23 protein-coding genes are annotated in these 23,909 nt (G+C 65.0%); 12 read left to right on the top strand and 11 right to left on the bottom strand.

Going from position 1 to position 23,909, the window contains the following annotated elements:
• Positions 1-123 precede the first annotated feature (123 nt).
• Positions 124-993, bottom strand: coding sequence for an ectoine/hydroxyectoine ABC transporter substrate-binding protein EhuB (ehuB, locus tag ASD04_RS06510; protein ID WP_056254273.1), 870 nt, complete (start codon positions 991-993; stop codon positions 124-126).
• A 358-nt stretch (positions 994-1,351) separates the two neighbouring features.
• Between ehuB and eutB the strand changes: the two genes are divergently transcribed.
• Genes eutB through argE form a run of 4 tightly spaced genes read left to right on the top strand, consistent with a single transcriptional unit; the run spans position 1,352 to position 5,749 of the window.
• Positions 1,352-2,368, top strand: a complete 1,017-nt coding sequence (gene eutB, locus ASD04_RS06505; protein ID WP_056254271.1) for a hydroxyectoine utilization dehydratase EutB — start codon at positions 1,352-1,354, stop codon at positions 2,366-2,368.
• Entirely contained in the window at positions 2,361-3,353 is a 993-nt protein-coding gene (gene eutC / locus ASD04_RS06500; RefSeq protein WP_056254268.1) for an ectoine utilization protein EutC, read from the top strand. The genes eutB and eutC overlap by 8 nt, the downstream gene beginning before the upstream one ends.
• Positions 3,354-3,376: 23 nt before the next feature.
• Positions 3,377-4,561, top strand: coding sequence for a M24 family metallopeptidase (locus tag ASD04_RS06495; RefSeq protein ID WP_056254263.1), 1,185 nt, complete (start codon positions 3,377-3,379; stop codon positions 4,559-4,561).
• Positions 4,562-4,576: 15 nt separating this feature from the next.
• The gene (gene argE / locus ASD04_RS06490) at positions 4,577-5,749 is read left to right on the top strand and encodes an acetylornithine deacetylase (RefSeq protein ID WP_211198451.1); all 1,173 of its coding nucleotides are present in this window, start codon (positions 4,577-4,579) and stop codon (positions 5,747-5,749) included.
• 9 nt (positions 5,750-5,758) lie between these two features.
• Here the strand turns inward: argE and ASD04_RS06485 are convergent, their stop codons facing one another.
• The 6 genes from ASD04_RS06485 to ASD04_RS06460 all read right to left on the bottom strand — a co-directional run bounded on the left by ASD04_RS06485 (position 5,759) and on the right by ASD04_RS06460 (position 10,373).
• On the bottom strand, positions 5,759-6,502 hold the full coding sequence (locus ASD04_RS06485) for an ABC transporter permease (RefSeq protein WP_056254259.1): 744 nt from the start codon (positions 6,500-6,502) through the stop codon (positions 5,759-5,761).
• A gap of 45 nt (positions 6,503-6,547) precedes the next feature.
• Positions 6,548-7,552, bottom strand: coding sequence for an ABC transporter substrate-binding protein (locus tag ASD04_RS06480; protein WP_056254256.1), 1,005 nt, complete (start codon positions 7,550-7,552; stop codon positions 6,548-6,550).
• A 23-nt stretch (positions 7,553-7,575) separates the two neighbouring features.
• Positions 7,576-8,355 carry a nucleoside phosphorylase gene (locus ASD04_RS06475; protein ID WP_056254254.1) on the bottom strand — a complete coding sequence of 260 codons (780 nt, stop codon included), beginning with the start codon at positions 8,353-8,355 and terminating at the stop codon, positions 7,576-7,578.
• Entirely contained in the window at positions 8,346-9,095 is a 750-nt protein-coding gene (locus tag ASD04_RS06470; protein WP_082531034.1) for an ABC transporter permease, read from the bottom strand. Before ASD04_RS06470 ends, ASD04_RS06475 begins: the two co-directional genes overlap by 10 nt.
• Entirely contained in the window at positions 9,092-9,838 is a 747-nt protein-coding gene (locus ASD04_RS06465) for an ABC transporter ATP-binding protein (protein WP_056254251.1), read from the bottom strand. The genes ASD04_RS06470 and ASD04_RS06465 overlap by 4 nt, the downstream gene beginning before the upstream one ends.
• Positions 9,839-10,016: 178 nt before the next feature.
• Positions 10,017-10,373 (bottom strand): hypothetical protein, encoded by a 357-nt coding sequence (locus ASD04_RS06460; protein ID WP_156461138.1) that lies wholly within the window; start codon positions 10,371-10,373, stop codon positions 10,017-10,019.
• A 45-nt stretch (positions 10,374-10,418) separates the two neighbouring features.
• On the opposite strand from ASD04_RS06460, the gene ASD04_RS06455 reads away from it, so the two are divergent.
• The 6 genes from ASD04_RS06455 to ASD04_RS06430 all read left to right on the top strand — a co-directional run bounded on the left by ASD04_RS06455 (position 10,419) and on the right by ASD04_RS06430 (position 16,280).
• Entirely contained in the window at positions 10,419-11,309 is an 891-nt protein-coding gene (locus ASD04_RS06455) for a helix-turn-helix transcriptional regulator (RefSeq protein WP_056254247.1), read from the top strand.
• Between the two features lie 50 nt (positions 11,310-11,359).
• Positions 11,360-12,232 (top strand): dihydroorotate dehydrogenase electron transfer subunit, encoded by an 873-nt coding sequence (locus tag ASD04_RS06450; protein WP_244488267.1) that lies wholly within the window; start codon positions 11,360-11,362, stop codon positions 12,230-12,232.
• Entirely contained in the window at positions 12,226-13,164 is a 939-nt protein-coding gene (locus ASD04_RS06445) for a dihydroorotate dehydrogenase (protein ID WP_056254242.1), read from the top strand. The genes ASD04_RS06450 and ASD04_RS06445 overlap by 7 nt, the downstream gene beginning before the upstream one ends.
• A complete protein-coding gene (locus ASD04_RS06440) occupies positions 13,161-14,426 on the top strand; it encodes a hydantoinase/carbamoylase family amidase (RefSeq protein ID WP_056254240.1) in 1,266 nt (421 codons plus the stop codon). Before ASD04_RS06445 ends, ASD04_RS06440 begins: the two co-directional genes overlap by 4 nt.
• Before the next feature lies 1 nt (position 14,427).
• Positions 14,428-15,468, top strand: a complete 1,041-nt coding sequence (pyrC, locus tag ASD04_RS06435) for a dihydroorotase (protein WP_056254237.1) — start codon at positions 14,428-14,430, stop codon at positions 15,466-15,468.
• Positions 15,469-15,572: 104 nt separating this feature from the next.
• A complete protein-coding gene (locus ASD04_RS06430; RefSeq protein WP_244488266.1) occupies positions 15,573-16,280 on the top strand; it encodes an orotate phosphoribosyltransferase in 708 nt (235 codons plus the stop codon).
• A 70-nt stretch (positions 16,281-16,350) separates the two neighbouring features.
• On the opposite strand, the gene ASD04_RS06425 is transcribed toward ASD04_RS06430, so the two are convergent.
• The 4 genes from ASD04_RS06425 to pyrF form a co-directional block, all read right to left on the bottom strand.
• The gene (locus tag ASD04_RS06425; protein WP_056254234.1) at positions 16,351-17,634 is read right to left on the bottom strand and encodes a TRAP transporter large permease; all 1,284 of its coding nucleotides are present in this window, start codon (positions 17,632-17,634) and stop codon (positions 16,351-16,353) included.
• Between the two features lie 3 nt (positions 17,635-17,637).
• A complete protein-coding gene (locus ASD04_RS06420; protein WP_056254232.1) occupies positions 17,638-18,144 on the bottom strand; it encodes a TRAP transporter small permease in 507 nt (168 codons plus the stop codon).
• 54 nt (positions 18,145-18,198) lie between these two features.
• The gene (locus ASD04_RS06415) at positions 18,199-19,215 is read right to left on the bottom strand and encodes a TRAP transporter substrate-binding protein (protein ID WP_056254229.1); all 1,017 of its coding nucleotides are present in this window, start codon (positions 19,213-19,215) and stop codon (positions 18,199-18,201) included.
• Positions 19,216-19,637: 422 nt separating this feature from the next.
• Positions 19,638-20,528, bottom strand: a complete 891-nt coding sequence (gene pyrF, locus ASD04_RS06410) for an orotidine-5'-phosphate decarboxylase (protein ID WP_082531098.1) — start codon at positions 20,526-20,528, stop codon at positions 19,638-19,640.
• A gap of 195 nt (positions 20,529-20,723) precedes the next feature.
• On the opposite strand from pyrF, the gene ASD04_RS06405 reads away from it, so the two are divergent.
• Both ASD04_RS06405 and ASD04_RS06400 read left to right on the top strand, forming a co-directional pair.
• The gene (locus tag ASD04_RS06405; RefSeq protein WP_056254224.1) at positions 20,724-22,535 is read left to right on the top strand and encodes an ATP-binding protein; all 1,812 of its coding nucleotides are present in this window, start codon (positions 20,724-20,726) and stop codon (positions 22,533-22,535) included.
• Positions 22,532-23,866, top strand: coding sequence for a sigma-54 dependent transcriptional regulator (locus tag ASD04_RS06400; protein WP_056254223.1), 1,335 nt, complete (start codon positions 22,532-22,534; stop codon positions 23,864-23,866). The genes ASD04_RS06405 and ASD04_RS06400 overlap by 4 nt, the downstream gene beginning before the upstream one ends.
• Positions 23,867-23,909: the final 43 nt, after the last annotated feature.

The following is a 23,909-nucleotide window of genomic DNA, read 5'->3' as shown; positions in this document are numbered from 1 at the left end:
GCACCCTATCTACGCTGCGCTCCGGTTCTCGAAAACCACGCCAGCTGACTCGCCAGAGCGAATTTTCAAACAGTCTCTCAGAAAGGAGCCATGGCCGGATCATCCGGCCATGGCGTCACGAGCCTATTCGGCGCAAAGGGCCTCGGTGGTGGTTGCCGTCGAGCCGGCAATATCTTCCGGGGTAAAGCCGTAGCTGGCGAGGATTTCCGCCCAGGCATCGGTTTGCTTGAAGGTGGCCAGTTCGGCGTTGAACGCGTCGCGCAGAGCCACCGAGTCACTGTTGAAGTTGAAGCCGCCCCAGCTGCGGGCGACATTGCCATCGATCACCGGATCGATGAAATCGGGGGCCAGTTCCACCTTGTCGCTCTTGCTGGCGAGATCGCTGGCGGTGAGGCCGGTGGCCGCATAGGCGTCGGCTCGGCCATTGGCGACGGTCGAAATCGCATCGGCATTGGCCGCGATAATGACGATGTTTTCCTCGGGAACGCCGAGCGCCTGCATCATATTGAGCTGGTCGGCACCAGCCATGACCGCGACCTTCAGGTCGGAATCGACGAAGTCGGCATATTCCTTGATGCCCTTGGGGTCACCGGCCATGACCAGCAGCCCTTCGCCATAGGAGGTGTTCGGCTCCGAATAGATGACCTGCTGGCAGCGTTCGGGGCGGATGGCCATTTCCGAGGCGGTCAGATCGAACCGGTTGGCCTGCAGGCCCGGAATGAGCGAGCTGAAATTGGTCACCACCCACTGGATGTCCTCGGCTTCCATGCCGAGGGCCTTGACCACCTGCACGGCCACGTCGGGCCCCGCACCCTTGGGGTCGCCGTTGGGATCGAGATAGCCGTAGGGAATTTCGTTGGCGACGGCGATGCGGATATAGCCGCGTTCCTTGATTTCCTCGAGCGTGACGGCGCTGGCCGCGGTGGATGCCAGTGCGAGGGCAGTGATGGCGGCGAAGATCGGCGTAGCGTGTTTGCTGAAAGTACTGCGCATATCGTGACTCCTGTGTCCCTGTGGTCGGTATGCTGAAAGCAACCCATTCGATGTCGCCGGGGGTATTGCGGGGCAGTTGGCCGGGTGGGTTTTAGCGGCGGTCGGACCTGGACCGGAAGCGATGAATGGCCCGAAAACTGCAGTTTGCTGGTGTCCCCCTCAAGACGTCGCATCGCGGTATTCAGGGTTGCGGAGAGGGGGGGCCGAGTCGAGGGAGGATACATCTATTTGTGATGGAAGTTTGCAGTCGGATCGGCTGCACGCCTCCATCAGATTGGAAGGATCGACTATCTCGGACGTAGGCATAGTATTTGAGCGATTTGGGCGGCATCAGCGGCACAATCGGCAAGGGGCGGACATGCCGGATCGAAACGCCGCGCGAGACACTGATATCGGGATTGTCGACGTGGTGGCGGCGCGGCAGCGCCTTGCCGGCCATGTGCGCCGCACGTCCATGATGGAGGCGCTGCCGCTGAGCGCCCGCCATGGCGTTGTGGTGCGCCTCAAATGCGAACATCAGCAGATCACCGGCAGTTTCAAGGCGCGGGGTGCGACCAATACCGTGCTGAGCCTTTCGGGGGAGCAGCGCGAGGCCGGGGTGGTTGCGGCCTCGACGGGCAATCATGGCAGGGCGCTGGCCTATGCCGCCAAGGCAGCCGGCATAGACGCGGTCATCTGCATGTCCAGTCTCGTGCCGGCCAACAAGGTCGATGCCGTCAGGGCGCTTGGCGCCGATGTGCGGATCGTGGGCGTGAGCCAGGACGATGCCCAGGTGGAGGTCGATCGGCTGGTGCGCGAGGAGGGCATGGTCAATGTCGCGCCATTCGACATGGCCGGGACCATTGCCGGGCAGGGTACGCTGGGGCTCGAAATGATCGAGGACGCGCCGGACACCGAAACCCTGCTGGTGCCGCTATCGGGCGGGGGCCTGCTTGCCGGGGTGGCGTTGGCCGCCAAGGCGCTCAATCCGGCGGTGCGGGTGATCGGGGTAACGATGGAGCGGGGGGCGGCGATGCATGCGAGCCTCGCCAGTGGCAGGCCGGTGGAGGTGCGGGAAGTTCCCAGCCTGGCCGACTCGCTGGGTGGCGGCATCGGTCTCGACAACCGGTTCACCTTCTCCATGGTGCAGCGGCTGGTCGACGATGTCGTGCTGGTCAGCGAGGGCGACATCGCCGAGGCGATCCGCTCGGCCTATATGGAGCTTGGCGAGGTCATCGAGGGGGCGGCGGCCGTCGGCATTGCCGCATTGGCGGCCGGCAAGATCGCGCTGCGCGGCCCGGTCGGGATCGTGCTGAGCGGCAGGAATATCGACATGGCCCTGCATCGGCGGATCGTCATGGGCGAAAATCCGGATCTGGGAGCCGGCCATGGCTGACGTTACCATCCTGACCGAGGCCGACCTGCGCAAGCTGGTGCCGCTCGACGCGGCGGCCGTTGCCTGCATCGAGGACGCCTTCATGGCGCTCGCCACCAAGGCGGTCGTCATGCCGCCGATCCTGCGGCTGGACATGGTGGAGGCCAATGGCGAAGTCGATATCAAGACGGCCTATATTCCGGGCCTCGACAGCTTCGCCATCAAGATCAGTCCGGGATTCTTCAACAATCCGATGCTCGGCCTGCCCTCGGTCAACGGGCTCATGGTGCTGCTCAGTGCGCGGACCGGCCTGCTCGAAGCGGCCCTGTTCGATAATGGCTACCTGACCGATATCCGCACGGCGGCGGCCGGAGCTGTGGCGGCAAACCACCTGGCGCGCCGGGACGCATCCTGCGCCGCCATTTTCGGCGCGGGCGTGCAGGCGCGGCTGCAATTGCGGGCGCTGGCGCTGGTGCGGCCGATGGCCGAGGCGCGGATATGGGCGCGCGACGGCGCCAAGGCCAGCGCGCTTGCCGCTACCCTTTCGGCCGAACTCGGCTTTGCGGTGACCGCGATGGCCGACCCGCGAGTCGCGATTGCGGGGGCCGATATCGTCGTTACCACCACGCCATCGGCCAGCCCGATCATCGAAGCGGGGTGGCTGGAGCCCGGCCAGCACCTGACCGCCATGGGCTCGGATGCCGAGCACAAGAACGAGATTGCCCCCGCTGTGCTGGCGCGCGTCGACCGCTATGTGCCCGACCGGCTGGCGCAAACCCGCGTGCTGGGCGAATTGCGCCATGCGATCGCGGCCGGGCTGGTGGCGGAAACCGCGGTGTTTGCCGAACTCGGCGCCGTTGTCGCGGGGCAGGCGCCCGGGCGGATGCGGGCGGACGAGATCACCCTGGCGGACCTCACCGGGATGGGTGTGCAGGACACCGCGATCGCCACCCTGGCGCGCCAGCGGGCCCTGGCCAGCGGCGCCGGACAGATATTTTCAACCTGACTTTCAGCTTTCGGAGATCGTGATTGACCGAGACCTCGCCTGCCTTCGCCGCGACGGAATATGCGCAGCGCCTCGCCAAGGTGCGCCGCGCGATGGATGCAGCGGCCATCGACGTGCTTGTCGTCACCGACCCATCCAATATGGGTTGGCTGACCGGCTATGACGGCTGGTCGTTTTATGTGCACCAGGCGGTGATCGTGCTGCCTGAGGGGGAGCCGCTATGGTTCGGGCGGCCGCAGGACCAGGCCGGAGCCCGCCTGACGACATTCCTCGACAAGGGGTCGATGTTTTCCTACCCCGACCATTATGTGCAAAATCCCGATATCCACCCCTATCAGGTGCTTGCCGGCGTGCTGCGCGACAAGGGGCACGGCGCCGCGCGGCTGGGCGTCGAGATGGACAATTACTATTTCTCGGCGAAATGCCTCGAAACGCTGCGCGCCGAATTGCCCGATGCGAAAATCGGCGACGCAACCGCGCTGGTGAACTGGCAGCGCGCCGTCAAGTCGGAGGCCGAACTGGGCTATATGCGCCGGGCGGCGCGGCTGGTCGAAATCATGCATGAGCGCATTCGCGCCGTCGCCGAGCCGGGCGTGCGCAAATGTGACCTGATCGCGGAAATCTATGATGCCGGTTTGCGCGGAACCCCCGAATTCGGCGGCGACTATGCCGCCATCGTGCCGCTGACGCCTTCGGGCAAGGATGCGGCGGCGGCGCACCTGACCTGGGACGACCGGGTGCTGAAAACCGGCGAGGGCACCTATTTCGAGATTGCCGGCTGCTACCGGCGCTATCACGCGCCGCTGTCGCGGACGCTCTATCTGGGCGAGCCACCGGCAGCGATGCGCAAGGCACAGGACGCGGTGCTCGAAGGGCTGGCGGCGGGCCTGGCGGCCGCGCGGCCGGGCAATACTTGCGGCCAGGTTGCCGATGCCTTTTTTGGCGTGCTGCGCCGGCACGGCGTGGAAAAGACCTCGCGCGCCGGCTACGCGGTGGGTATTTCCTATCCGCCCGATTGGGGCGAGCGGACCATGTCCATCCGGGCCGGCGACCCCTCGGTGCTCGAGGAGAATATGACGTTCCATTTCATGCCCGCCATCTGGACCGACGACTGGGGCTTCGAGACCTCGGAGACGATCCGCATTCGCGCCGGTGCAGATGCGGAATGCCTTGCCGACGTTTCGCGCGAACTCGTCATCAAACGCTGACCGGGAGGTCCGGCCTTGGCCCATGCCCTGCTCGACGACACGCTGGCGATCATGGCGAATCTGATCGCCTTTCGCAGCGTGTCGCAAGACAGCAATCTCGACCTGATTGCCTATATCAACCAGCGGCTGGACCAGATCGGCGCGCGCACCACGCTGACGCTCGACCCTGACGGCACCAAGGCCAACCTGTTCGCGACGCTCGGCCCGCCCGACATGGATGGTGGCATCGTGCTGTCTGGACATACCGATGTGGTGCCTATCGAGGGGCAGGACTGGACCAGCGATCCCTTCCTGGCCGACCGGCGCGGCGACCGCATCTATGGCCGCGGCACCTGCGACATGAAGGGGTTCCTGGCCTGCGCCCTGGCCTTTGGGCCGCTATTTGCCGAGGCCGGGCTGCAACGGCCCATCCACATGGCCTTCACCTATGACGAAGAGGTGGGGTGCCTGGGGGCGCAGGTGATGCTCGACCAGTTGGCCAGCGCCGGGCGGAAGCCTGCGGTCTGCATTGTCGGGGAGCCCACCGACATGCAGATCATCGAGGGGCACAAGGGGTGTTGCGAATATACGACCAGCTTTACCGGCGCCGAAGGGCATGCCTCGCAGCCCGACCTCGGCGTCAACGCCGTCGAATATGCCGTGCGCTTCGTGACCCGGCTGCTCGAGATCGGGGAGGTGCTGAAGACGCGCGCCCCGGCGCAGTCGCGGTTCGATCCGCCCTGGTCGACCATCCAGGTCGGGCGGATGGCGGGCGGCATCGCGCGCAATGTCATTGCCGGCGCCTGCTCGGTGGATTGGGAACTGCGCCCCGTCTCGGCCAGTGACTTTGCCTATGCCCGCAGCCAGATCGAGGCCTATGTGGAAACTGACCTGCTGCCCAGGATGCGGCGTGTCTCGCCCGAGGCCAGCGTGATCACGCAGATCATCGGCGAGGTGGCGGGGCTGGAGCCGATGAGCCAATCGGAGGCCGATGCGCTGGTGCGCAGCCTGACCGGTAACCGCAATCCGGCCACCTGCGTCTCGTTCGGGACGGAGGCGGGGCTGTTTCAGCAGCACGGGATTTCGACGGTTATCTGCGGTCCGGGGTCCATCGCGCACGCGCACAAGCCGGACGAGTATATCGAGCTGTCGCAGGTGGATGCGTGCCTGAGCATGCTGGACCGGCTGGGCAGGCAATTGGCCGGCTAGCGCCGAGGGTCAGGGCGTGGCGCTGTCGTGCCAGCGCAGCAGGCGGCGTTCCAGGGCGAGGATGGCGAGGTAGACCAGATAACCCAGCAGCGACAGGACCAGGACGCTGACCAGCACGAGCTGGGTATCGGCCGTTTCCTGGCCCAGAGCGAGCAGGTAGCCGAGGCCGGCGCGGGTGCCCATGAGCTCGCCGATGACCGCGGCGGTGACCGCCAGGGTAGCGCCGACCTTGAGGCCGGAAAACAGCAGTGGCAGCGACTGGGGCAGTTCGATGCGCCAGATGCGCTGCAGCGTCGACATGCGCAGGGTGCGCGCCAGAACGTCGAGATGCTCGGGCATGGAGCGCAGGGCGCTGAGCATGGCCGACATGACTGGAAAGAAGGTCACGATGGCGACGAGGACGACCTTGGGCGTCATGTCGAGGCCCAGCCAGAGCAGCAGCAGCGGCGCGATGGCGATCTTGGGGGCGGTCTGGATGAAGACGATGAGCGGGCTGAGGATATCCTCAACGAGAGGGGCGCGGTGAAACAGCAGGGCGGCGGCCATGCCGACCAGACAGCCGATGGCGTAGCCGAGCAGGATTTCGAGCAGGGTGACGGCGGTATGCGTGAGCAGGTCGGCCCGCGTCAGCAGGAACCAGGCCTTGGCCAGCAATTGCTGGGGCGAGGGGACGAGATAGGCAGGGACCTGGAAGACAACCAGAGCCAGCGACCACAGCACCAGGAAGGCGGCGAGGAAGAAGATATGGCGCATCGGTGTCTCCCAAGGGCGGGGCGGCCGGAGCCGCCCCGGTTGGCGCTACTGGATCGAGGACGGCAGCTCGACCACGAGGTCGGCGGCATCGAAGCTCTGGGGGATGATCTGGTATTCGGCGGCCGTATCGATCGTGGTCTGCCAGGACGCGATATTGCCGTAACCTAGCTCATGGGCAGCGGTGTCGGGGCTCTGCCACAGCGACTTGAGGAAGACCTCGGAGATGATCTCGGAGACCAGCGCTTCCTGGCCGGCGAAGGTCGGCGTGTAGTCGGCGACGGCCATGGCGACCTCGGTCTCGACGCTGCCATTGGCGATATGCTCGATGGCCTTGTCGAGGGCGGCGATGAAGCCGGCAACGGCGGGGCCGTTTTCGGCGAGATAGCTCTCGGAGGTGACAAGCACATTGCCCTTGCTGGGCAGGTAGTCATCGGAGCGGATCATGCCGACATCGATGCCTTCGGCCTGCAGCGCGTAATAGCGGAGCATGGAGAAGACAATGGCGTCGACCTGATCGGCCTTGAGCGCGTCGAGAATGGCGCCGGTGCCGACCACTTCGACATTGACGTCGTCGACGGACTTGCCGACCTGGGCCATCATCACCTGCAACTGGATGTAGTTGGGGCTGCCATAGCTGGTGACGGCGACTTTCTTGCCGACGAGATCGGCGGGCGAGGTGATGCCGCTGGCGGTCTTGAACAGGGTGGCGCCGATGCCGTTCTGGTAGGTGGTGTGGACCACCTTGACCGGCAGGCCATTGGCGCGGGCGGCGATGACGCCGTCGCCATTGGGGAAGCCGAATTGCACATTGCCGGCGGCGATGTTGTTCAGGATATCGGCGGCGTTGGCGTAGAGGAATTCGACCTCGAGGCCTTCATCGGCGAAGTAGCCGTATTTATCGGCCACGTAGAGCGGCAGGTAATAGGGTACGGCGGCACCATCGATCTGGATGGTAACCTTCTGGGTATCCTGGGCCATCGAGCCGGTGGCACCCAGGGCGAGCGCCGCCAGCGTGGCGGCTACGGTAGCGATTTTCGACAACAGGGACATGTGTGTGTTTCCTTTGGTTGACGTCACGGCGAACGAGTGGCGCGCAGGAGGGCATCGGCGCCGATGCGGATGACATTGCGCTGGGTTTCTTCGTAGTCTTCGAGCCAGCCATCGATGCCGCGATGGGCATGGACGGCCAATACCGCCGCGCAATGCAGCCCGAGGGCCGCACCGACGGCGAAGACGATTTCGGCTTCCATTTCCATGCCGTCGGCGCCGCGGGCGGCGAAATCGTCGAGGATCGCAGGATTGGCTGGACCTTCGGGATGATCGGGGCGTCCCTGTGCGCGATAATAGCCATCGGCAGTGGCGGTGATGCCGCGCCGGCCGGGCAGGCCGAGCGCCAGGCGGGCGGCGTTGGCATGGGTGGTCAGTGGTGCGCTGGCCGCCACATTGGCTTGGCCGGGGGCATAAGGGCGGGCGCAGGCGCTGTTGGCGATGGCGGCCTCGGCGATGACGAAATCACCCAGGCGCAGATCGGCCGCCATGGCGCCCATGCCGCCGGTGCGGACCAGGTGGGTGGCGCCCGAGGCAGCGAGTTCGACTACCGTGATTTCGGTGGAGGCGCCGCCAATGCCGGTGGAGCAGACGCCGATGGCGACGCCCTGCCAGTAGCCGATGCCCATGCGGAATTCGCGGTTCTGGCCGACGATCTCGAAGGCGTCGAGCACCGAGGCGGCCAGATCGACCCGCGCCGGATCGCCGGGCAGCAGGAAACCCTGGGGCATGGTGGCGGGGCGCGGCAGGTGAGGGGGCGTATCGCCCTGCCAGGGCCAGGTGGCGGAGCGATCGGTCAGCGCCATGACAGCAACCACTTCTCTGACAGCACCAGCACCTGATAGACGGCAATGCCGAGGAGCGCGGTGACCACGACCATGGCGAACAGCAATGGCGCCTTGTAGGTGGTGCCGGCAAAGACCATGAGATAGCCAAGCCCCGTGCCGCCCGAGAGCCATTCGGAGAGGATGGCGCCGATGGTGGCCTGCACCGCTCCCACCTTGAGACCGGAGAAAATCTCCGGCACGGCCGAAGGCAGTTCGACGCGGAAGAAGCGCTGGGCCGGGGTGAGCCGCAGGATGCTGCAGAGCTCGGACATCATCGGGGGCAGCGAGCGCAGGCCCAGAATGGTGCCGACCATCACCGGAAAGAAGACCAGCGAGACGGTCAGCACGATCTTGGAGGTCAGGCCCAGCCCGAACCAGAGGATGAAAAGCGGCGCCAGGGCGATCTTGGGCGCCGTTTGCAGGAACAGCAGATAGGGCGCGACCAGCCGTTCGACCGCCGGCAGCTTGGCAAGGACGAAGCCCAGCGCCAGCCCGCCAGCCGAGCCCAGCACGAAGCCGGCGGCGATGATGCCCAGAGTATGCCCGAGATGGGGCCAGATGCTGCCGCCGGCGAACAGGCGCCAAAGTTCGGTGGCCACGGCCTGGGGCGGCGGCAGCAGATAGGGCGGAATGGCGAAGGCGACCGTATAGAGCCACCAGAGCCCGATCAGTACGGCGGGGGTCACCAGCATCATGATGGCGCGGGGGTGCAGGCTCATCGCAGGTCCCGCCGCAGTTGCGACAGCCAGGCGTGGAAGGCCGGCAAATCCTTGACCGCCTCACCGCGCGGGGCGGGCAGGTCGATGGTGTGGATGGTGCGGATTTGTCCCGGCCGGGCCGACATGACGGCGACTCGATCGGACAGATAGGCCGCTTCTTCGACGGAATGGGTGACGAAGACGATAGTGGCGCCGACTTCGGCGCGGATGGCCAGCAATTCGTCGTTCATGCGGTCGCGGGTCAGCAGGTCGAGAGCGCTGAACGGCTCGTCCATCAGCACCAGGCGGGGCTTGTAGACCAGGGCGCGGGCGATGGCGGCGCGCTGCTTCATGCCGCCCGACAATTCCTTGGGCAGGGCGCGGGCAAAATCCTTGAGGCCCACCAGTTCGAGCGTCTGCCGGGCGGCTTCATCGCCGGCGCGGCGATCGACGCCGAAGGTATCGAGGGGGAAACGCACATTGTCGAGCACGCTGAGCCAGGGCAGCAGCACCGGCTCCTGGAAGACGAAGCCGACCTCGCTGCCGCGCGCCGGCGCGGTGCCCTGCCAGACGATGCGGCCGCTGGTCGGCTCGACCAGGCCGGCGAGCATGCGCAGCAAGGTGGACTTGCCGCAGCCGGATGGGCCGATCAGGGTGAGGAACTCGCCCTGCTGCACATCCAGCGTGGTTTCGGCGAGGGCGACGACCTGTTCACCCCCACGCGAAACGAATGTCTTGGTTACGCCCTGAACTTCGATCAACACGGCGCAGACGCCTCCTGCGGACAATCCGTCTCAATAGTGAGACGAACGTCCGGGTGAATGTCAAGCGCTAGATGTGTATTTTCTAATCATGCTGGTTTTCTGCTCGAAATTTGAGCACGTGTTGGCCGACGCTGCAGGCATGAGACCGCAGCGAGCATGAAAAACCAGGCAAGCCTGGCTAGGCTGTCGTCAGGTCGAGCGTGGCGATTTCATTGAGAAAACGCAGCTGCAGTTCGGCATCCTTATCGGCCAGGTCGCTGGCGCGCCGCAGCAGAGCGGCAAATTCCTTGAGTGCAGCCGTGGCCGTATCGACCGGAAGCGGTTCGCCGTCATAGCGATTGCTGAAGCGCTGCGCGACCATGCCCAACAGGATGTAGAGCGAGCCATTGGCCTGATCTTTCTGCGCCAGATGGGCAGATTTCTTCTGAAATTCGATATAGGTTCGAACCCCACCGCTTTGGCCTTCAAGCCAGGAACACAACTGCTCCATGAACCACTCTCCCTGCTTCGTCAGCAACGGACGCAAGATGATCAAAGGTCGACAATATCAAAAATTAGACGGAATTCCAAGGGTGGCGGAATGAACATTCAGTATGAGGAGGTCGGTCAGCGCCTGCGGGCCTACCGGCTGGGCAAGGAATTGAGCGCGGAGGATGTGGCCGAGCGCCTGGGTATTTCGCGCGCCGCGGTGTACCGGCTGGAAAAGGGCGAGATTGTCAAAATCCAAATCCTGGGGGCGCTGTCGACGCTGCTGGGGGTGTCGTTGCCGTCGCTGCTGGGGGTGGGCGTCGAATATTACAATAACGCCCTCGCCTTCTTCGAGCGCATGCGCCAACTCGAGGAAAACTCGGTGCAGCTGCTGGGCAATTTTTCGCCCATGTCGTCGCTTCTGCTGTCCGAGGACTATATGGCACACCTGCGGACCATGCTGGTGGAAGCGATCCCGGATGCGGCGCCGGACCGGGCCAAGCAGGTGGATTTCGTCGGCAAGATCATCGCCCTGCTGGAAGAGCGGCGCTCCACCGCGACGCGCCGTGGCGTGCCGGTGGTGAGCATTGTGGGGTCGCAGGACCTGGAGCGATTCCTGCGGCTCGGGCTGATCGGGCGGTTCAACCTGCCGGCGGAGGTGCAGCGGGAGCGGCGGGCAGCCGCCCGGCGGGAACTGGAACTGCTATACCAGACCATGCTGCGCCAGCCCATTGGGGTGCAGGTGGGTATTGTCGACGGGCAGCCGCCGACGCAGACCTTCCAGGTGTATGACCGGCAGGATACCTCGGCGGTCACGCTCAGCCCCTATCGCCTGGGCGACCAGCCCAATGTCTCCTCGGGCATCGCGCTGGTGACCTCGGCACCCGAGGCGGTGAGCTATTTCAAGGACACCCTGACGCGGCAGTGGGAGACCGCGCATAAGGGGGCGGATGGGGCGCAGATACTGCGCAATATTCTGGACAGCGCGGTTGAAGCGGACTGACGACGCCAGGCTTATTGACAAAAGTCTTGCCTTCTGGGATCGTCTCAAAAATGAGACAGATTGCGATGACTGCGGCCAGAACAATGGCCGCCAATACTGCCGGAAATGCCCTGAGGCTTCCCGGCAGCGGCGTGGACGATGTCCGGGCGCTGGTCCTCTCCAACGAGAGGGTCAACGATAGCTACAACCTGCTGGTGGTCGAAGCGCCTGGGCCGGCCCGCAATGCCGTGGCCGGACAATTCTTTCATCTGCAATGCCCGACGACGGGCGAGGACGCGCCCTACCTGCGCCGCCCGATGAGCACCTATCGCGCCGACCCGCAGAGTGGCGTGGTGGAATTCCTCTACAAGGTCAGCGGGGCCGGTACGCGTGGTCTCGCCAGCCTGGTGGCTGGGGATTATCTGTCGATGCTGGGGCCGCTTGGCGTTGGCTTCGCGCTGGAGCCGGACTGGCGCCACATTGTGGTGCTGGGGCGCGGCGTGGGCCTGGCGACGCTGGCGCCGCTGGCCGAAATGGCGGCTGCCCGCAATATCGGCGTGACCGCCGTGATCAGCGCGCGCGACCAGGACCAGGTATTGTCGGTGCCGCGTTTCGCGGCTATCGGCGCCCGGATCGAGATCGTGCTCGACAGCGATGGCAGCAGCAGCGTCGATCATGTCGAGCGCCTGCTGCGGCGCATTCACACCGAGGGTCATGCCGACGCGTTCTTCACCTGCGGTTCCAACCGGCTGATGCTGCTGATGCAGCGCCTGGGCGACGAGCTGGGCATTGCCGGGCAGGTGGCGATGGAGCAGCAGATGGCCTGCGGCCTGGGCATGTGCCATTGCTGCGTCCGCGACTTCCGGGTGGGGGGCGAGACCGTGAGCCGCCGCGTGTGCTGGGACGGGCCGGTGTTCCCGCTGGCCGAGGCCACGTCATGGTAGATATGGGCGTAAAGATCGGCGGGCTGGCACTGGCCAACCCGGTCATGCCCGCCTCCGGCACCTTTGCCGAAGGCCTGGCGGATGTTGTCGATTTCAATCGGCTGGGGGCGATGGTCACCAAGACCATTACCGCCGAACTGCGCAGCGGCAACAGGGTGCCGCGCGTCGCCGAGATCAGCAATGGGCTGCTCAATTCCATCGGCATTCCCTCCAAGGGCCTGGACTATTTCCTCAGCGAGACGCTGCCTTTCTACCGGCAGTTCGCCAGCCCGCTGGTGGTGTCGATCTCGGCGCCGACGGCAGACGCTTTTGCCGTGCTGGCGGGCCGGCTGCAATTGCCCGGCATAGCGGCGATCGAGGCCAATATCTCCTGCCCCAATATCGAGGAAGACGGGCATGCCTTTGCCATGTCGGCCGCTTCGACCAGCCAGGTGATGCGCAAGCTGCGCGCAGCGAGCAGCCTGCCGCTCTGGGCCAAGCTGACACCCAATACCGGCGACGTGGTCGCGGTGGCGCGCGCCGCCGAGGATGCGGGGGCCGATGCGCTGGTGGTGGCCAATACGATCCTGGCCATGTCGATCGATACCGAGACGCGGCGCCCGACGCTGGGCAATATCATGGGCGGATTGTCGGGGCCGGCGGTCAAGCCGATCATCGTCCGCATGACCTATCAATGCGCTCGCGCCGTGGCGATTCCGGTCATTGGTTGCGGCGGGATTGCGGACGCGAATGACGCGGTGGAATTCATGCTGGCGGGCGCGGCGGCCGTGCAAGTGGGCACGGCGACCTTCGTAGAGCCGCATGCGATGACGCAGGTGATCGATGGCCTGGCAGCCTATTGCGCGCGCAAGGGCGTCGGCCGGGTGGCCGATCTGACCGGCGCCGTCAGCGATGCGGGGCTGCGGCTCGGCGACACAGAAGTCCTGCCATGACAGCGGCACCGGTTTTCGACAGCGAATTGCTGGCTACCCAACTTTTCGACCGACTGGCGGACGCCACGGGCGACGGTGTCGGCATCACTCGCGAGTGTTATGGCGAAGGCGAGGATGCGGCGCTGGCCATCTTCCGGGAGGCGGCCGAGGCCCTGGGGCTGGTGGTCGAGGCGGACAGTGTCGCCAACCTGATCGTGCGGCTGCCCGAGGATGACGGCACGGCGCCCGCAAACTATATCGGCAGCCATGCCGACTCGGTGCCGCAGGGGGGCAATTTCGACGGGGCGGCCGGGATCATTGCCGGGCTGCTGTGCCTCGGGCGCATCCGGCAGTCGGGCCGGAAACTGACCCATCCGGTGCGCGTCATCATGCTGCGCGGCGAGGAAAGCGCGTTTTACGGGCGGGCCAATATCGGTTCGCGCGTGCTGTTCGGCATACTCGATGCGGCGGATCTGGAGGCGCGGTCGCGCGGCAAGGGACGCACGCTGGGCGAGGCGATGGAAGCCACGGGCATCGACCTGGCGCCGATCCGCGAGGGGGCCGTGCTGTTCGATACAAGCCGGGCGCTGAGCTATCTCGAACTGCATATCGAGCAGGGGCCGGTGATGGTGGCGCGAGATCTGCCCACCAGCGTCGTGAGCGGGATTCGCGGCAATATACGGCATCGCAAGGTGACATGCCGGGGCGAGGCCGGCCATTCGGGCGCCATTCCGCGCTGGCTGCGCAAGGACCCGGTCTTCGCCTTTGCCGAGCTGATCGGCCGGCTCGACGAACACTGGCGCACGCTGTTGGAGCGCGGACTGGATCTGGTGGTCACCAGCGGGGTGGTCAGCACCGACGCCGCCGACCATGCCATCAGCCGGATTCCGGGCGAGATCGGCTTTAGCTTCGAAATCCGCAGCCAGAGCCGGGACACGCTGGAGGCGTTCTACGAGCTGTTCCGCAGCGAATGCCGCGCCGTGGCGGCCCAGCGGGGCGTGCGGTTCGAATTTGACGAGCGGGTGGTTGCCGAGCCGGCGCGCATGGATGACGGGATCATCGCCCGGCTGAGCGAAATGACCGAGCGTTGCGGGCTGCCGCTGGAGGTGTTGCCCAGCGGGGCGGGCCACGATGCAGCGGTTTTCGCCAATGCCGGCGTGCCCTCGGGCATGATTTTCGTGCGTAATCGCAACGGATCGCATAATCCTGACGAGGCCATGGAAATCGCCGACTTCCTGAGGGGAGTCGATATCCTGCATGGCGTGGTTACCGCTGGAAACTGACATGACCTCGATCACTCTTCGCCGCCCCGTCGACCTGCATGTGCATTTTCGCGACGGAGCGGTCTTGCGCCGGGTGGTGCCCTATACGGCGCGGCAGTTCGCCAGGGCCATCGTCATGCCCAACCTGGTACCGCCGGTGACCAGCGCGAAAATGGCGTCCGACTATCGCGAGCGCGTTCTGGCCGCGGTGCCCGAAGGGCTCGACTTCACGCCGATGATGACCTGCTACCTGACAGACCATACCGATGCCAATGACCTTGTGGCGGGCCATCGGGACGGTATCTTCGCGGCGGCCAAGCTCTATCCGGCGCATGCCACGACCAATGCGCAGCATGGCGTCAGCACGATCGACAGGCTCGACCCGGTGTTCGCGGCGATGAGCGAGCATGGCATACCGCTGCTGACGCATGGCGAGCTTGTGGGGCCGCATGTGGATATCTTCGACCGGGAGAAGCTGTTCATCGACCAGGTGCTGATCCCGGTGCTGGAGCGGTTTCCGAAGCTGCGGGTGGTGATGGAGCATATCACGACCCAGGAAGGCGCCGAATTCGTTGCCAGCAGGGGGGCGAATGTCGCCGCCACGATCACGCCGCAGCATCTGCTCTACAATCGCAATGCGCTGTTCGAGGGTGGGCTGCGGCCGCATCTCTATTGCCTGCCTGTGCTCAAGCGGGCGCGCCACCAGGAGGCGCTGCGAGCGGCGGCGACCAGCGGATCGTCGCATTATTTCCTCGGCACGGATACGGCGCCGCATGTGCGGCGGCTGAAGGAGGCCGATTGCGGCTGCGCCGGCGTGTTCAGCGCGCCGGTGGCGGTGGAGGCCTATCTCAAGGTGTTCGACGAAGACGGGGCGCTTGACCGCTTCGAGGCTTTCGCGTCGCTCAACGGTCCGGCCTTCTATGGTTTTGCCCCGAGCGAGGCGCGCGTTACGTATCGCAAGGCGCCGCATATGGTCGAAGCGTCCATTGCTGTCGAAAACGACGAAATAATCCCTCTCTTCGGGGGCACTTCCGTTGACTGGACTTTACAGCAGCAGCTATAGCGAGGCGGTTGCACTCAAACTCGAACCAGTTGCACCGCGGCGTTTGCGTCCGACGGCTGGTATTTGGCGCGACCTGTTGTGGCCCCCATATGAGGAAACCTACAGTGAGCACATTACGCCTGAGCGGAGAGAAGAAGGCAATCGCGCGCCAGACCGCCCGCATGATGCTGGAAATCAACGCGGTTCATTTCAACGCGAGCCAGCCATTCGTTTTCACCTCCGGCTGGGCGAGCCCGGTCTATGTCGACTGCCGCAAGCTGATTTCCTACCCCCGGCTGCGGTCGGCCCTGATGGACATGGCGGCCCAGACCATCACGGCGGAAATCGGCTTTGAATCGATCGACGTGATCACCGGCGGTGAAACGGCCGGCATTCCCTTCGCCGCCTGGATCGCCGACAAGCTGATGCTGCCGATGCAGTATGTGCGCAAGAAGGCCAAGGGCTTCGGCCGCAATGCCCAGATCGAAGGCGAAGTGGTGGCCGATGCCCGTACGCTGCTGGTGGAAGACCTGGCGACGGATGGCCGCTCCAAGGTGATGTTTGCCGATGCGTTGCGGCGGGCCGGCGCCAAGGTCGATCACTGCTTCGTGGTGTTCTACTACGACATCTTCCCCAACAGCGCCGAGCTGATGAAGGAGCTCGGCGTCGAGCTGCATTATCTGGCGACCTGGTGGGACGTGCTGGAAGTGGCGCGCGAGATGCAGCACTTCGACAAGACGACGCTCGATGAAGTCGAGAGCTTCCTCAACAACCCGGCCGCCTGGTCCTCGGCGCATGGCGGGATCGCCGAATTCGCGCCGGCCGCCTCCTGAGACGCGGTACAGTTAAGCAAAAGAGGCGGCCAAGCGGCCGCCTCTTTTTTGTCCGGCTGTAACGTTTCGGCTATGGCGCCAGCAGGCGCGGCAGGAACATCGACAGGTTGGGCACATACGTCACCACGGCCAGGGTCAGCAGATTGACCACGATGAATGGGCCGACGCCACTGATGATCTTGGCGACGGACTCGTTCAGCGTCGAGGACGCCACGAAGATATCGAGGCCGAAGGGCGGGGTGATCATGCCGATACAGGTATTGAGGCAGACGATGATGCCAAAGTGGATCGGATCGATGCCGAAGCTGACGGCAACCGGATAGAGCGCCGGCACCAGGATCAGCAGGGTCGAATTGGGATCGATGAACATACCGGCCACCAGGAACAGCAGGTTGACGATCAGCAGGAAGACGATCCAGTTGGCCTCGATGCTCTCCATGAAGCCGATCACCATGCTGGGCACCTGCGCCAGGGTGATGAAGTAGGCTACGAGGCTCCCCACGGCGAGCAGCACGAAGATGGACGCGGTGGTGATCGCCGCGCTGGTGGCGATGCGGGAGACGTCCGGCAATTTCAACTGGCGATAGACCAGCAGTTCGATCAACAGGGCGTAGACGACGCTGGCAGCGGCCGCCTCGGTGGGCGTGAAAATGCCCGAATAGATGCCGCCCAGCAGCACGACTGGCAGGCCAAGCGCCCACAGTCCCTTGCGCACTGCGCGCCAGCGGTCGATGAATGGCAGCGGCGCGGTGCCCGTGAGGCCGTTGCGGCGGGCGTAAATCAGCACGTAGACGGCGAAGGCAGCCGACAGGAAGAGCCCAATGACTAGGCCCGCGGCGAACAAAGCCGCTACCGATGTGCCGGTCAACCAGGCGTAGATGATCAGCGTGATGGATGGGGGAATGAGCAGGGCAACTTCGGCCGAGGAGATGAGGAGGCCCAGCGAGAACTTGTCGCTGTAGCCCTCCGCCTTCATCTCCGGGTAGAGGATGCGGCCCAGTGCGGCCACGGTGGCGGGCGCGGAGCCGGAGACCGAGCCGAAGGCGGCGGAGGCTGCCACCATGCTGAGGCCCAGGCCGCCGGAATGATGGCCGAGAAAGGCCCTGACAACATTGGTCAGCTGTCGGGCGATGTGGCCACGCGCCATGATCTCGGCGGCCAGGATAAAAAATGGAATGGCCATGAGCGTGGAGTGATTGATGCCCCCCACCAGCTTCTGGCCGTAGAGGACTTCCGGCACGGCCGAATAGAAGATTTCCTTGGTCAGGATGCCGGGCAGGCCGAGCACCAGCAGCATTTCGAAGCCGAGGAAGAGCAGCGCCAAAGCGCCGATAAACAAAGCAATGACGATCATGGCTCAGACGGCCCCTTCGTGAGTGCTGTTGGACCAGCGGTCGATGATGCCGGCGAGGCTCAGGCCATAGCGGAGCGCCAGAAGGGCGAAGCCGGCGGGCAGCGCCAGATAGAGATAGGCGGTGGAAATGCCCAGCGTCGGGCTGCGTTGCCCGGTCCCGGCGATGACCATGGTCATCTCGACGCCCACCCAGGTAATGTAAAGGCTGAAGAGCAGCCCTGTCAGGTCGATGATCTTGCGGAGTGCGAACTGGACGCGCGGTGGCATCATTTCGAGATAGCTGGTCATGGCGATCTGCCGACCGCGCTCCAGAGCTATGCCGAGGGCCAGGAAAACCAGCCATACCATCATATAGCGGGTGGCTTCATCGACCCAGACGACATAGCGCGCATAGGACGGAACCAGCTCGCGGACGGCGATGGACCCGCTATACATCAGCACCATGATCAACATCACACTGGCCAGCAGCGTATGTTCAAGCGAGCGGAGGAAGCGCAGGAAGGCAGCCATTCACAATCCAATCCGATGGGCCGGTGCCTCGCGAAAGGCACCGGCAGAAGGCGATTACTGGCCGACGATTTCGGCGTATTGAGCTTCGTAGACGTCCACGATGGTCTTGCCTGCGTCGCCGGCACCGGCAAGGTAGGCATCACGCGCCGGACCATACATGACTTCGCGGAAGGCGGCACGCTGCGCGTCGTCGAGTTCGACGATGTCGATGCCGCTCTGCTTGATGGTTTCGAGCGCGGTGGCCTGCGCGGCCTCCTTGATCTGTTCGACCTGAGGGCGAACCTCGGCAAAAGCGTCGACGATGATGGTCTGGTATTCGGCCGGCAGGGAATTCCACCAGGCGGGGTTGAACAGGATCACGTCCTCATTGGCGCCGTGCTCGGAAATGAGCAGGTGCTGCTGCACTTCCTGGTACTTCATGGTGGCGATGGTATCGAGGGCGTTTTCCTGACCATCGACAACGCCGGTCTGCAGGGCGGTGTAGAGTTCACCGAAGGGCAGGGCAATGGCCGAGGCGCCCACGGCGTTGAACTGCTCGATCAATACTGCTGAGTCCATGACGCGGAAGCGCTGTCCGGCGAAATCCTCGACATTGGCGATCTCGTTGTTGGAGGTCATGGCCTTGCGGCCGTTGGGCCAGAGGGCCACAGCGTGGAAGCCGAGCGGCTCGAAGCTGGCCAACACGGCATCACCAAAGGCGCCGCCGCGCAGGGCCGCGGCTTTTTCACGATCCGATGGGTAAAGGAAGGGAACGTCGAGAATGGAAACGGCGGGGTTGAAACCGGCGAGGAATGCAGCAGGCGAGACCGTGCCTTCGATGAGGCCGAGCTGGACGCCCTCGTTCATTTCGCGGGCCTGACCCAACTGGCCGGCGGGGAAGAGTTCGAACTCCACGGCCCCACCGGTGCGCTCCTTGACCAGGTCGGCGACCATGACGAGGCCGGCATGGCGCGGCTGCTGGTCGGATTCCAGATGCCCGATGCGGGCGGTAAATTCCTGGGCAGCAAGCGGCGTCGTGCCCAGGGCAATGGCAGCGCCAAAAATGGCCAGGGCAAGTCTGTTAACAGTCATCTCTTCCTCCGAGGGGTACCTTCATGCGAACCGATGCCGAGTAAACGTGTCCTGTCGGGATGGAGTCAAGAAGTAATCTAAAAAAATAGACAGAACGCAAAACTGGCTAAGGTTTAGGCGATTGAGCGCGTGACAGGGCAGCAGTTCGCCCGCGAAAAAGGCATTCGTGCTGCGACGACGTTAGCACGAACGCCTCAAAATGCGCGTGGTCGCGGGGGGCAAGCGCATTTTGAGGCCGGAACCGGCCGAAGAATCATGGTGATGCCTGTATTAATCGAGACTTGCCGCTGACGGCGCCGACGGGTTCTCAGCGGCCTACTGACCGGTGTTCGTCGGCCTGGGCTACCACGCTCCACGGCCATATCGGTGCCGTATCAATTTTTGGACAGGCGTCCGTGGCGTGCGGAGTGTGATCGGGCTGGTCAGGCGAGCCGCATTATCCGGCGTGCATCCTCGACGTGGCGTTGCAGTGCGCCGCGAAAGGCTTGCGGGTTCCTGCCAAACGACAGAACCGAACGGGAGGCGGACGGAACAGCACGATCGACCGCGTCACCAAACTGGTTGGCGACATCGGCGAAAGTGGCACCCTGCGCCCCCAGACCGGGAACGAGGAAGAGCGAGGTCGGCAGAGCGGCGATGGTCTGCGCGGCAGCAGCGCCAAGCGTAGCCCCCACCACGGCACCGACCGGACCATTGCCGAAGCGGTCGAGCCGGTCCTGGTTGAAGGCGGAAATCTGATCGGCCAGATGGTCGGCAATAGTTTTGCCATTCACCAGCGCGTCCTGCAGCTCCGCCGCTTCAGGATTGGAGGAGCGCACCACGACAAAGACGCCGGTGCCGGTATCGGCGGCGCGTTCGAGGAAGTTCTTGTAGGCGCCCAGGCCCAGATAGGGGCTGATGGTGACGGCGTCGCAGGCAAAGGGGGCATCGTCGCCGAGCCAGGCCTGTCCATAGGCATCCATGGTGGAGCCGACATCGCCGCGCTTGGCATCGGCGATGACCAGCAGGCCCGCGGCGCGCGCATCGCGCATGAAGGACTGCAGGATTTCCATGCCGGCGGGGCCGAACGCCTCGAAGAAGGCGACCTGAGGCTTGACGACGGCAACATGCTCACTGGCGGATTCGAGGACGCCGGCGCAGAACCGGCGCAGCCCATCGATATCGGCCTCGAGACCCCAGTCGGCGAGCACTTCGCGCGACGGATCCACACCCAGGCAGAAGGGCGACAGGTCGCGCGCCGCCGCCGCGAAACGCGTCCAGAACGGCCTGGATAAGGAAGAGGAAACGGAAGCGCTTACGTTTGTCTCGTTCATGACCAGGATCAAAATTGGAACAAATCGGGCATTTGTCCAAAAAATTATACTGCGTTGGAGGGTCTGTCTATCCGCGAAATGTTTTTCAGGAATATGACCGCACCGTCCCTTGCCATTGCATGGCGGGCAGAACTGGGCTCAACTTGGCGGGCGAGCATCGCCGGACAAACCGGCGGGCCGGGAGGAAGTGCCGGATTGCAATCGATCCAACGCCATCGCGTCTGGCTGGGGCTGGTGGCCGTTTTCGTGGTCCTCGGCGTCGCGCTGGGCTGCTGGCGGCTGGCCTATCTGCGGCAGTTCGGCGAGGTGGAACGGCAGGTGCAGGACCGCCTGACCATCAACCTGCGATCGGTCGAGAGCGAGATCGAACGCTTCCGCTACCTGCCGGGCGTCATCGGACAGGACGGGCGCGTGGTGGCGACACTGCAGCAGCGGGGATCGACGACGCCGGCAGAGGCCGCCAACCTCTATCTTCAGGCCGTCAGGGACATGTCGGGGGCCGACGAGCTTTACGTTCTCAACCTGTCCGGCGAGACGATTGCGGCGAGCAACTGGAACGAGCCGGGCAGCTTCGTGGGCCACAATTATGCGTTCCGGCCGTATTTTCTCGATGCCATGGCGATGGGCAGCGGGCGCTTTTATGCAGTGGGCGTGACGACGGGCAAGCCGGGATATTTCCTGTCCAGCCGGGTCGATGTCGAGGGGCAGCCCGTTGGCGTCGTGGTCGCCAAGGTCGATATGGGACCGCTGGCCCTGACCTGGGCGGCCGCGGGCGAAATGAGCGCGGTCGCCGATCGCGACGGGATCGTGTTTCTCTCCGGCGACCCGCGCTGGAACTACCGGCCATTGCAGGCGCTGACGGGCGATACGATCGAATTGCTGCAGGCGGAACGGCGCTATGACGGCGTCGATATAGCTGCCGCGGCGCCGCTGGCCCCGCCTGAGGACGCGGTGGCGGGGAGCCTGCTCATCAATCTGCCCGACGATACTTATCTATTAGGCCGGCGCGCCATAGAGCCGGATGGCTGGCAATTGCTGTCGGCACTGCCGCTGGAGCCGGTGGAGCGCGAGGCCCGGCTGATGGGCGGGCTTGCGGCACTGATCGCCATACTGGGGCTGGGTGCGCTGGTCTTTGCCAACCAGCGCCGGCAGATCGTCCGATTGAAGCTGGAGCAGAATGTCATCCTGGAGCGGCGGGTCGCCGAGCGCACCCAGGCCCTGGCCCATGAGGTGGAGGAGCGGCGGCGCACCGAGGCCGAGCTTCGCGCGACCCAGGAAAATCTCATCCATGCCGCCAAGCTGGCGGCGCTCGGCCGCATGTCGGCTGCCATCGTGCATGAAGTGAGCCAGCCGCTCTCGGCGCTCGATAACACGCTGGCGGCGGCGGACCTGCATGCCCAGCGCGACGCTCCCGATGAAGTCCACCGCACTCTCGGCAATGCCCGCAACCTGCTGCGCCGCATGCAGCGCACGGTCAAGCATCTGCGCACTTTCTCGTCGCGTCGCGATCCGGGGCCGCCCGAGGCGGTCAATATCGCCACGGTGCTTGACGCGGCGCTGGATATTGTGGCGCCACAGGCGCGGGACGGGGCGGTGCGCGTGGAAAAGGCGGTGGGGCCGGACCTGCCGCGCGTGGCGGGCAATGCGGTGCGGCTGGAGCAGGTGTTCATCAACCTCGTGCTCAATGCCATCGAGGCGACTGCCGAGGCCGATAAGCGGGAAGTGCGGGTCACGGCCCTGAGCGACGAACGAGGCGTGTCGGTGGAGATTGCCGATACGGGGCCCGGCATTCCGCAGACGGTTCGGGAGCGTCTGTTCGAGCCGTTCTTTACCACCAAGAGCACCGGGGAAAGCCTGGGGCTGGGCCTCTCCATATCCCGCACGCTAGTCGAGGAATTCGGCGGGGCGCTGCGTTTCGATGTCCGGCCCGAGGGCGGCACGCTGGTCAGCGTCGTGCTGCCGCTCTACCGGGCGGAAGCGGCGCATAAGAGGCTGGCATCGGCATGAGCAGGGGCAGCATCGTATTCATCGACGACGAGGCCGAATTGTGTGCCGCAGCAGAGGAATGGCTGGGCGTTTCGGGGTTCAGCGTCACCAGCTACACCGCCGCGCAACGGGCGCTGGAGCGGGTGGACCCGGCCGGTGTCGACTGCGTGGTCACCGATGTCCGCATGCCGGGGCTGGATGGGATCGCAGTGCTGAACCACTATCGCGCCGCGGCGCCGGACCTGCCGGTAGTGCTGCTCACCGGCCATGGCGATGTGGCCCTGGCCGTCGATGCGATGCGTCGCGGCGCGCATGATTTCATCGAAAAGCCCTATGATGCCGAGCATCTGGTGGCGATCCTCGATCGGGCTACCGAGCGCCGGAGGCTCGGGCGCGAACTCGCCCGGCTGCGCCGGGTGGCAGGGGGCACCGAACTCGAGGACCGGCTGGTCGGCCTGGCGCCGGCCATGGCGACTTTGCGCCAATCCATCCTGCAACTGGCCGATATCGACGTGGACGTGCTGGTGACCGGAGAGACCGGCACCGGCAAGGAAGTCATTGCCCGGGCTTTGCACGATTTCGGCAGCCGGGCCCAGGGCCAGTTCGTGGCCATCAATTGCGCCGCCATTCCCGAGACGGTGTTCGAGAGCGAGATGTTCGGCCATGCCCGGGGGGCCTTTACCGGGGCGGCGGGCGAGCGCGTCGGCAAGCTCGAATATGCCAGGGGCGGCACGGTATTTCTCGACGAGATCGAGTCCATGCCGCTGGCGCTGCAGGCCAAGGTGCTGCGCGCCATCCAGGAGCGGAGCGTCGAGCCGCTGGGGACCAATGTGTCACGGCCCATCGATGTGCGCTTCATTGCCGCCAGCAAGACCGACCTCAGGGCCGAGAGCGCGGCGGGCCGGTTCCGGCCGGACCTCTATTTCAGGCTCGCCACGGTGGAACTGGCGGTGCCGCCGCTGCGCCAGCGCCGCGAAGACGTGCCGCTGCTGTTCAACCTGTTCGCCGCCAATGCGGAACGGCGGTTCCGCCTGCCCGAGACGGGCACCCATCGCGTGCCGCCGGGGCTCGAATCTTCGGAATGGCCGGGCAATGTGCGCGAACTCAAGGCGCTGGCCGAGCGGACCGTGCTGGGCGTGATGCAGCGCGGCGTGGTTCCCGGCGAAGGCGGGGCAGGCGAAAGCCTTGCCGACCGGGTCGCGCGTTTCGAGGCTGTCGTCATCGAACAGGCGCTGCGCGATGCCGGCGGCTCCACGGCCGATGCTGCCGAGCGGCTTGGCCTGGCCCGCCGCACGCTCAACGAAAAGATCGCCCGCTATGGCCTGAGAGTGCCGGCCGAGATCAGCCGCTAGCGTCCAAGCTGGCGGATTTCCGCCAAGGCGGGGGCGAGCCTGG

The organism is Devosia sp. Root436, from assembly GCF_001426345.1.
GTDB lineage: Bacteria > Pseudomonadota > Alphaproteobacteria > Rhizobiales > Devosiaceae > Devosia.
Note: the sequence above shows the minus strand (reverse complement) of the source record. Positions and strands in the feature narration are given on the sequence as shown.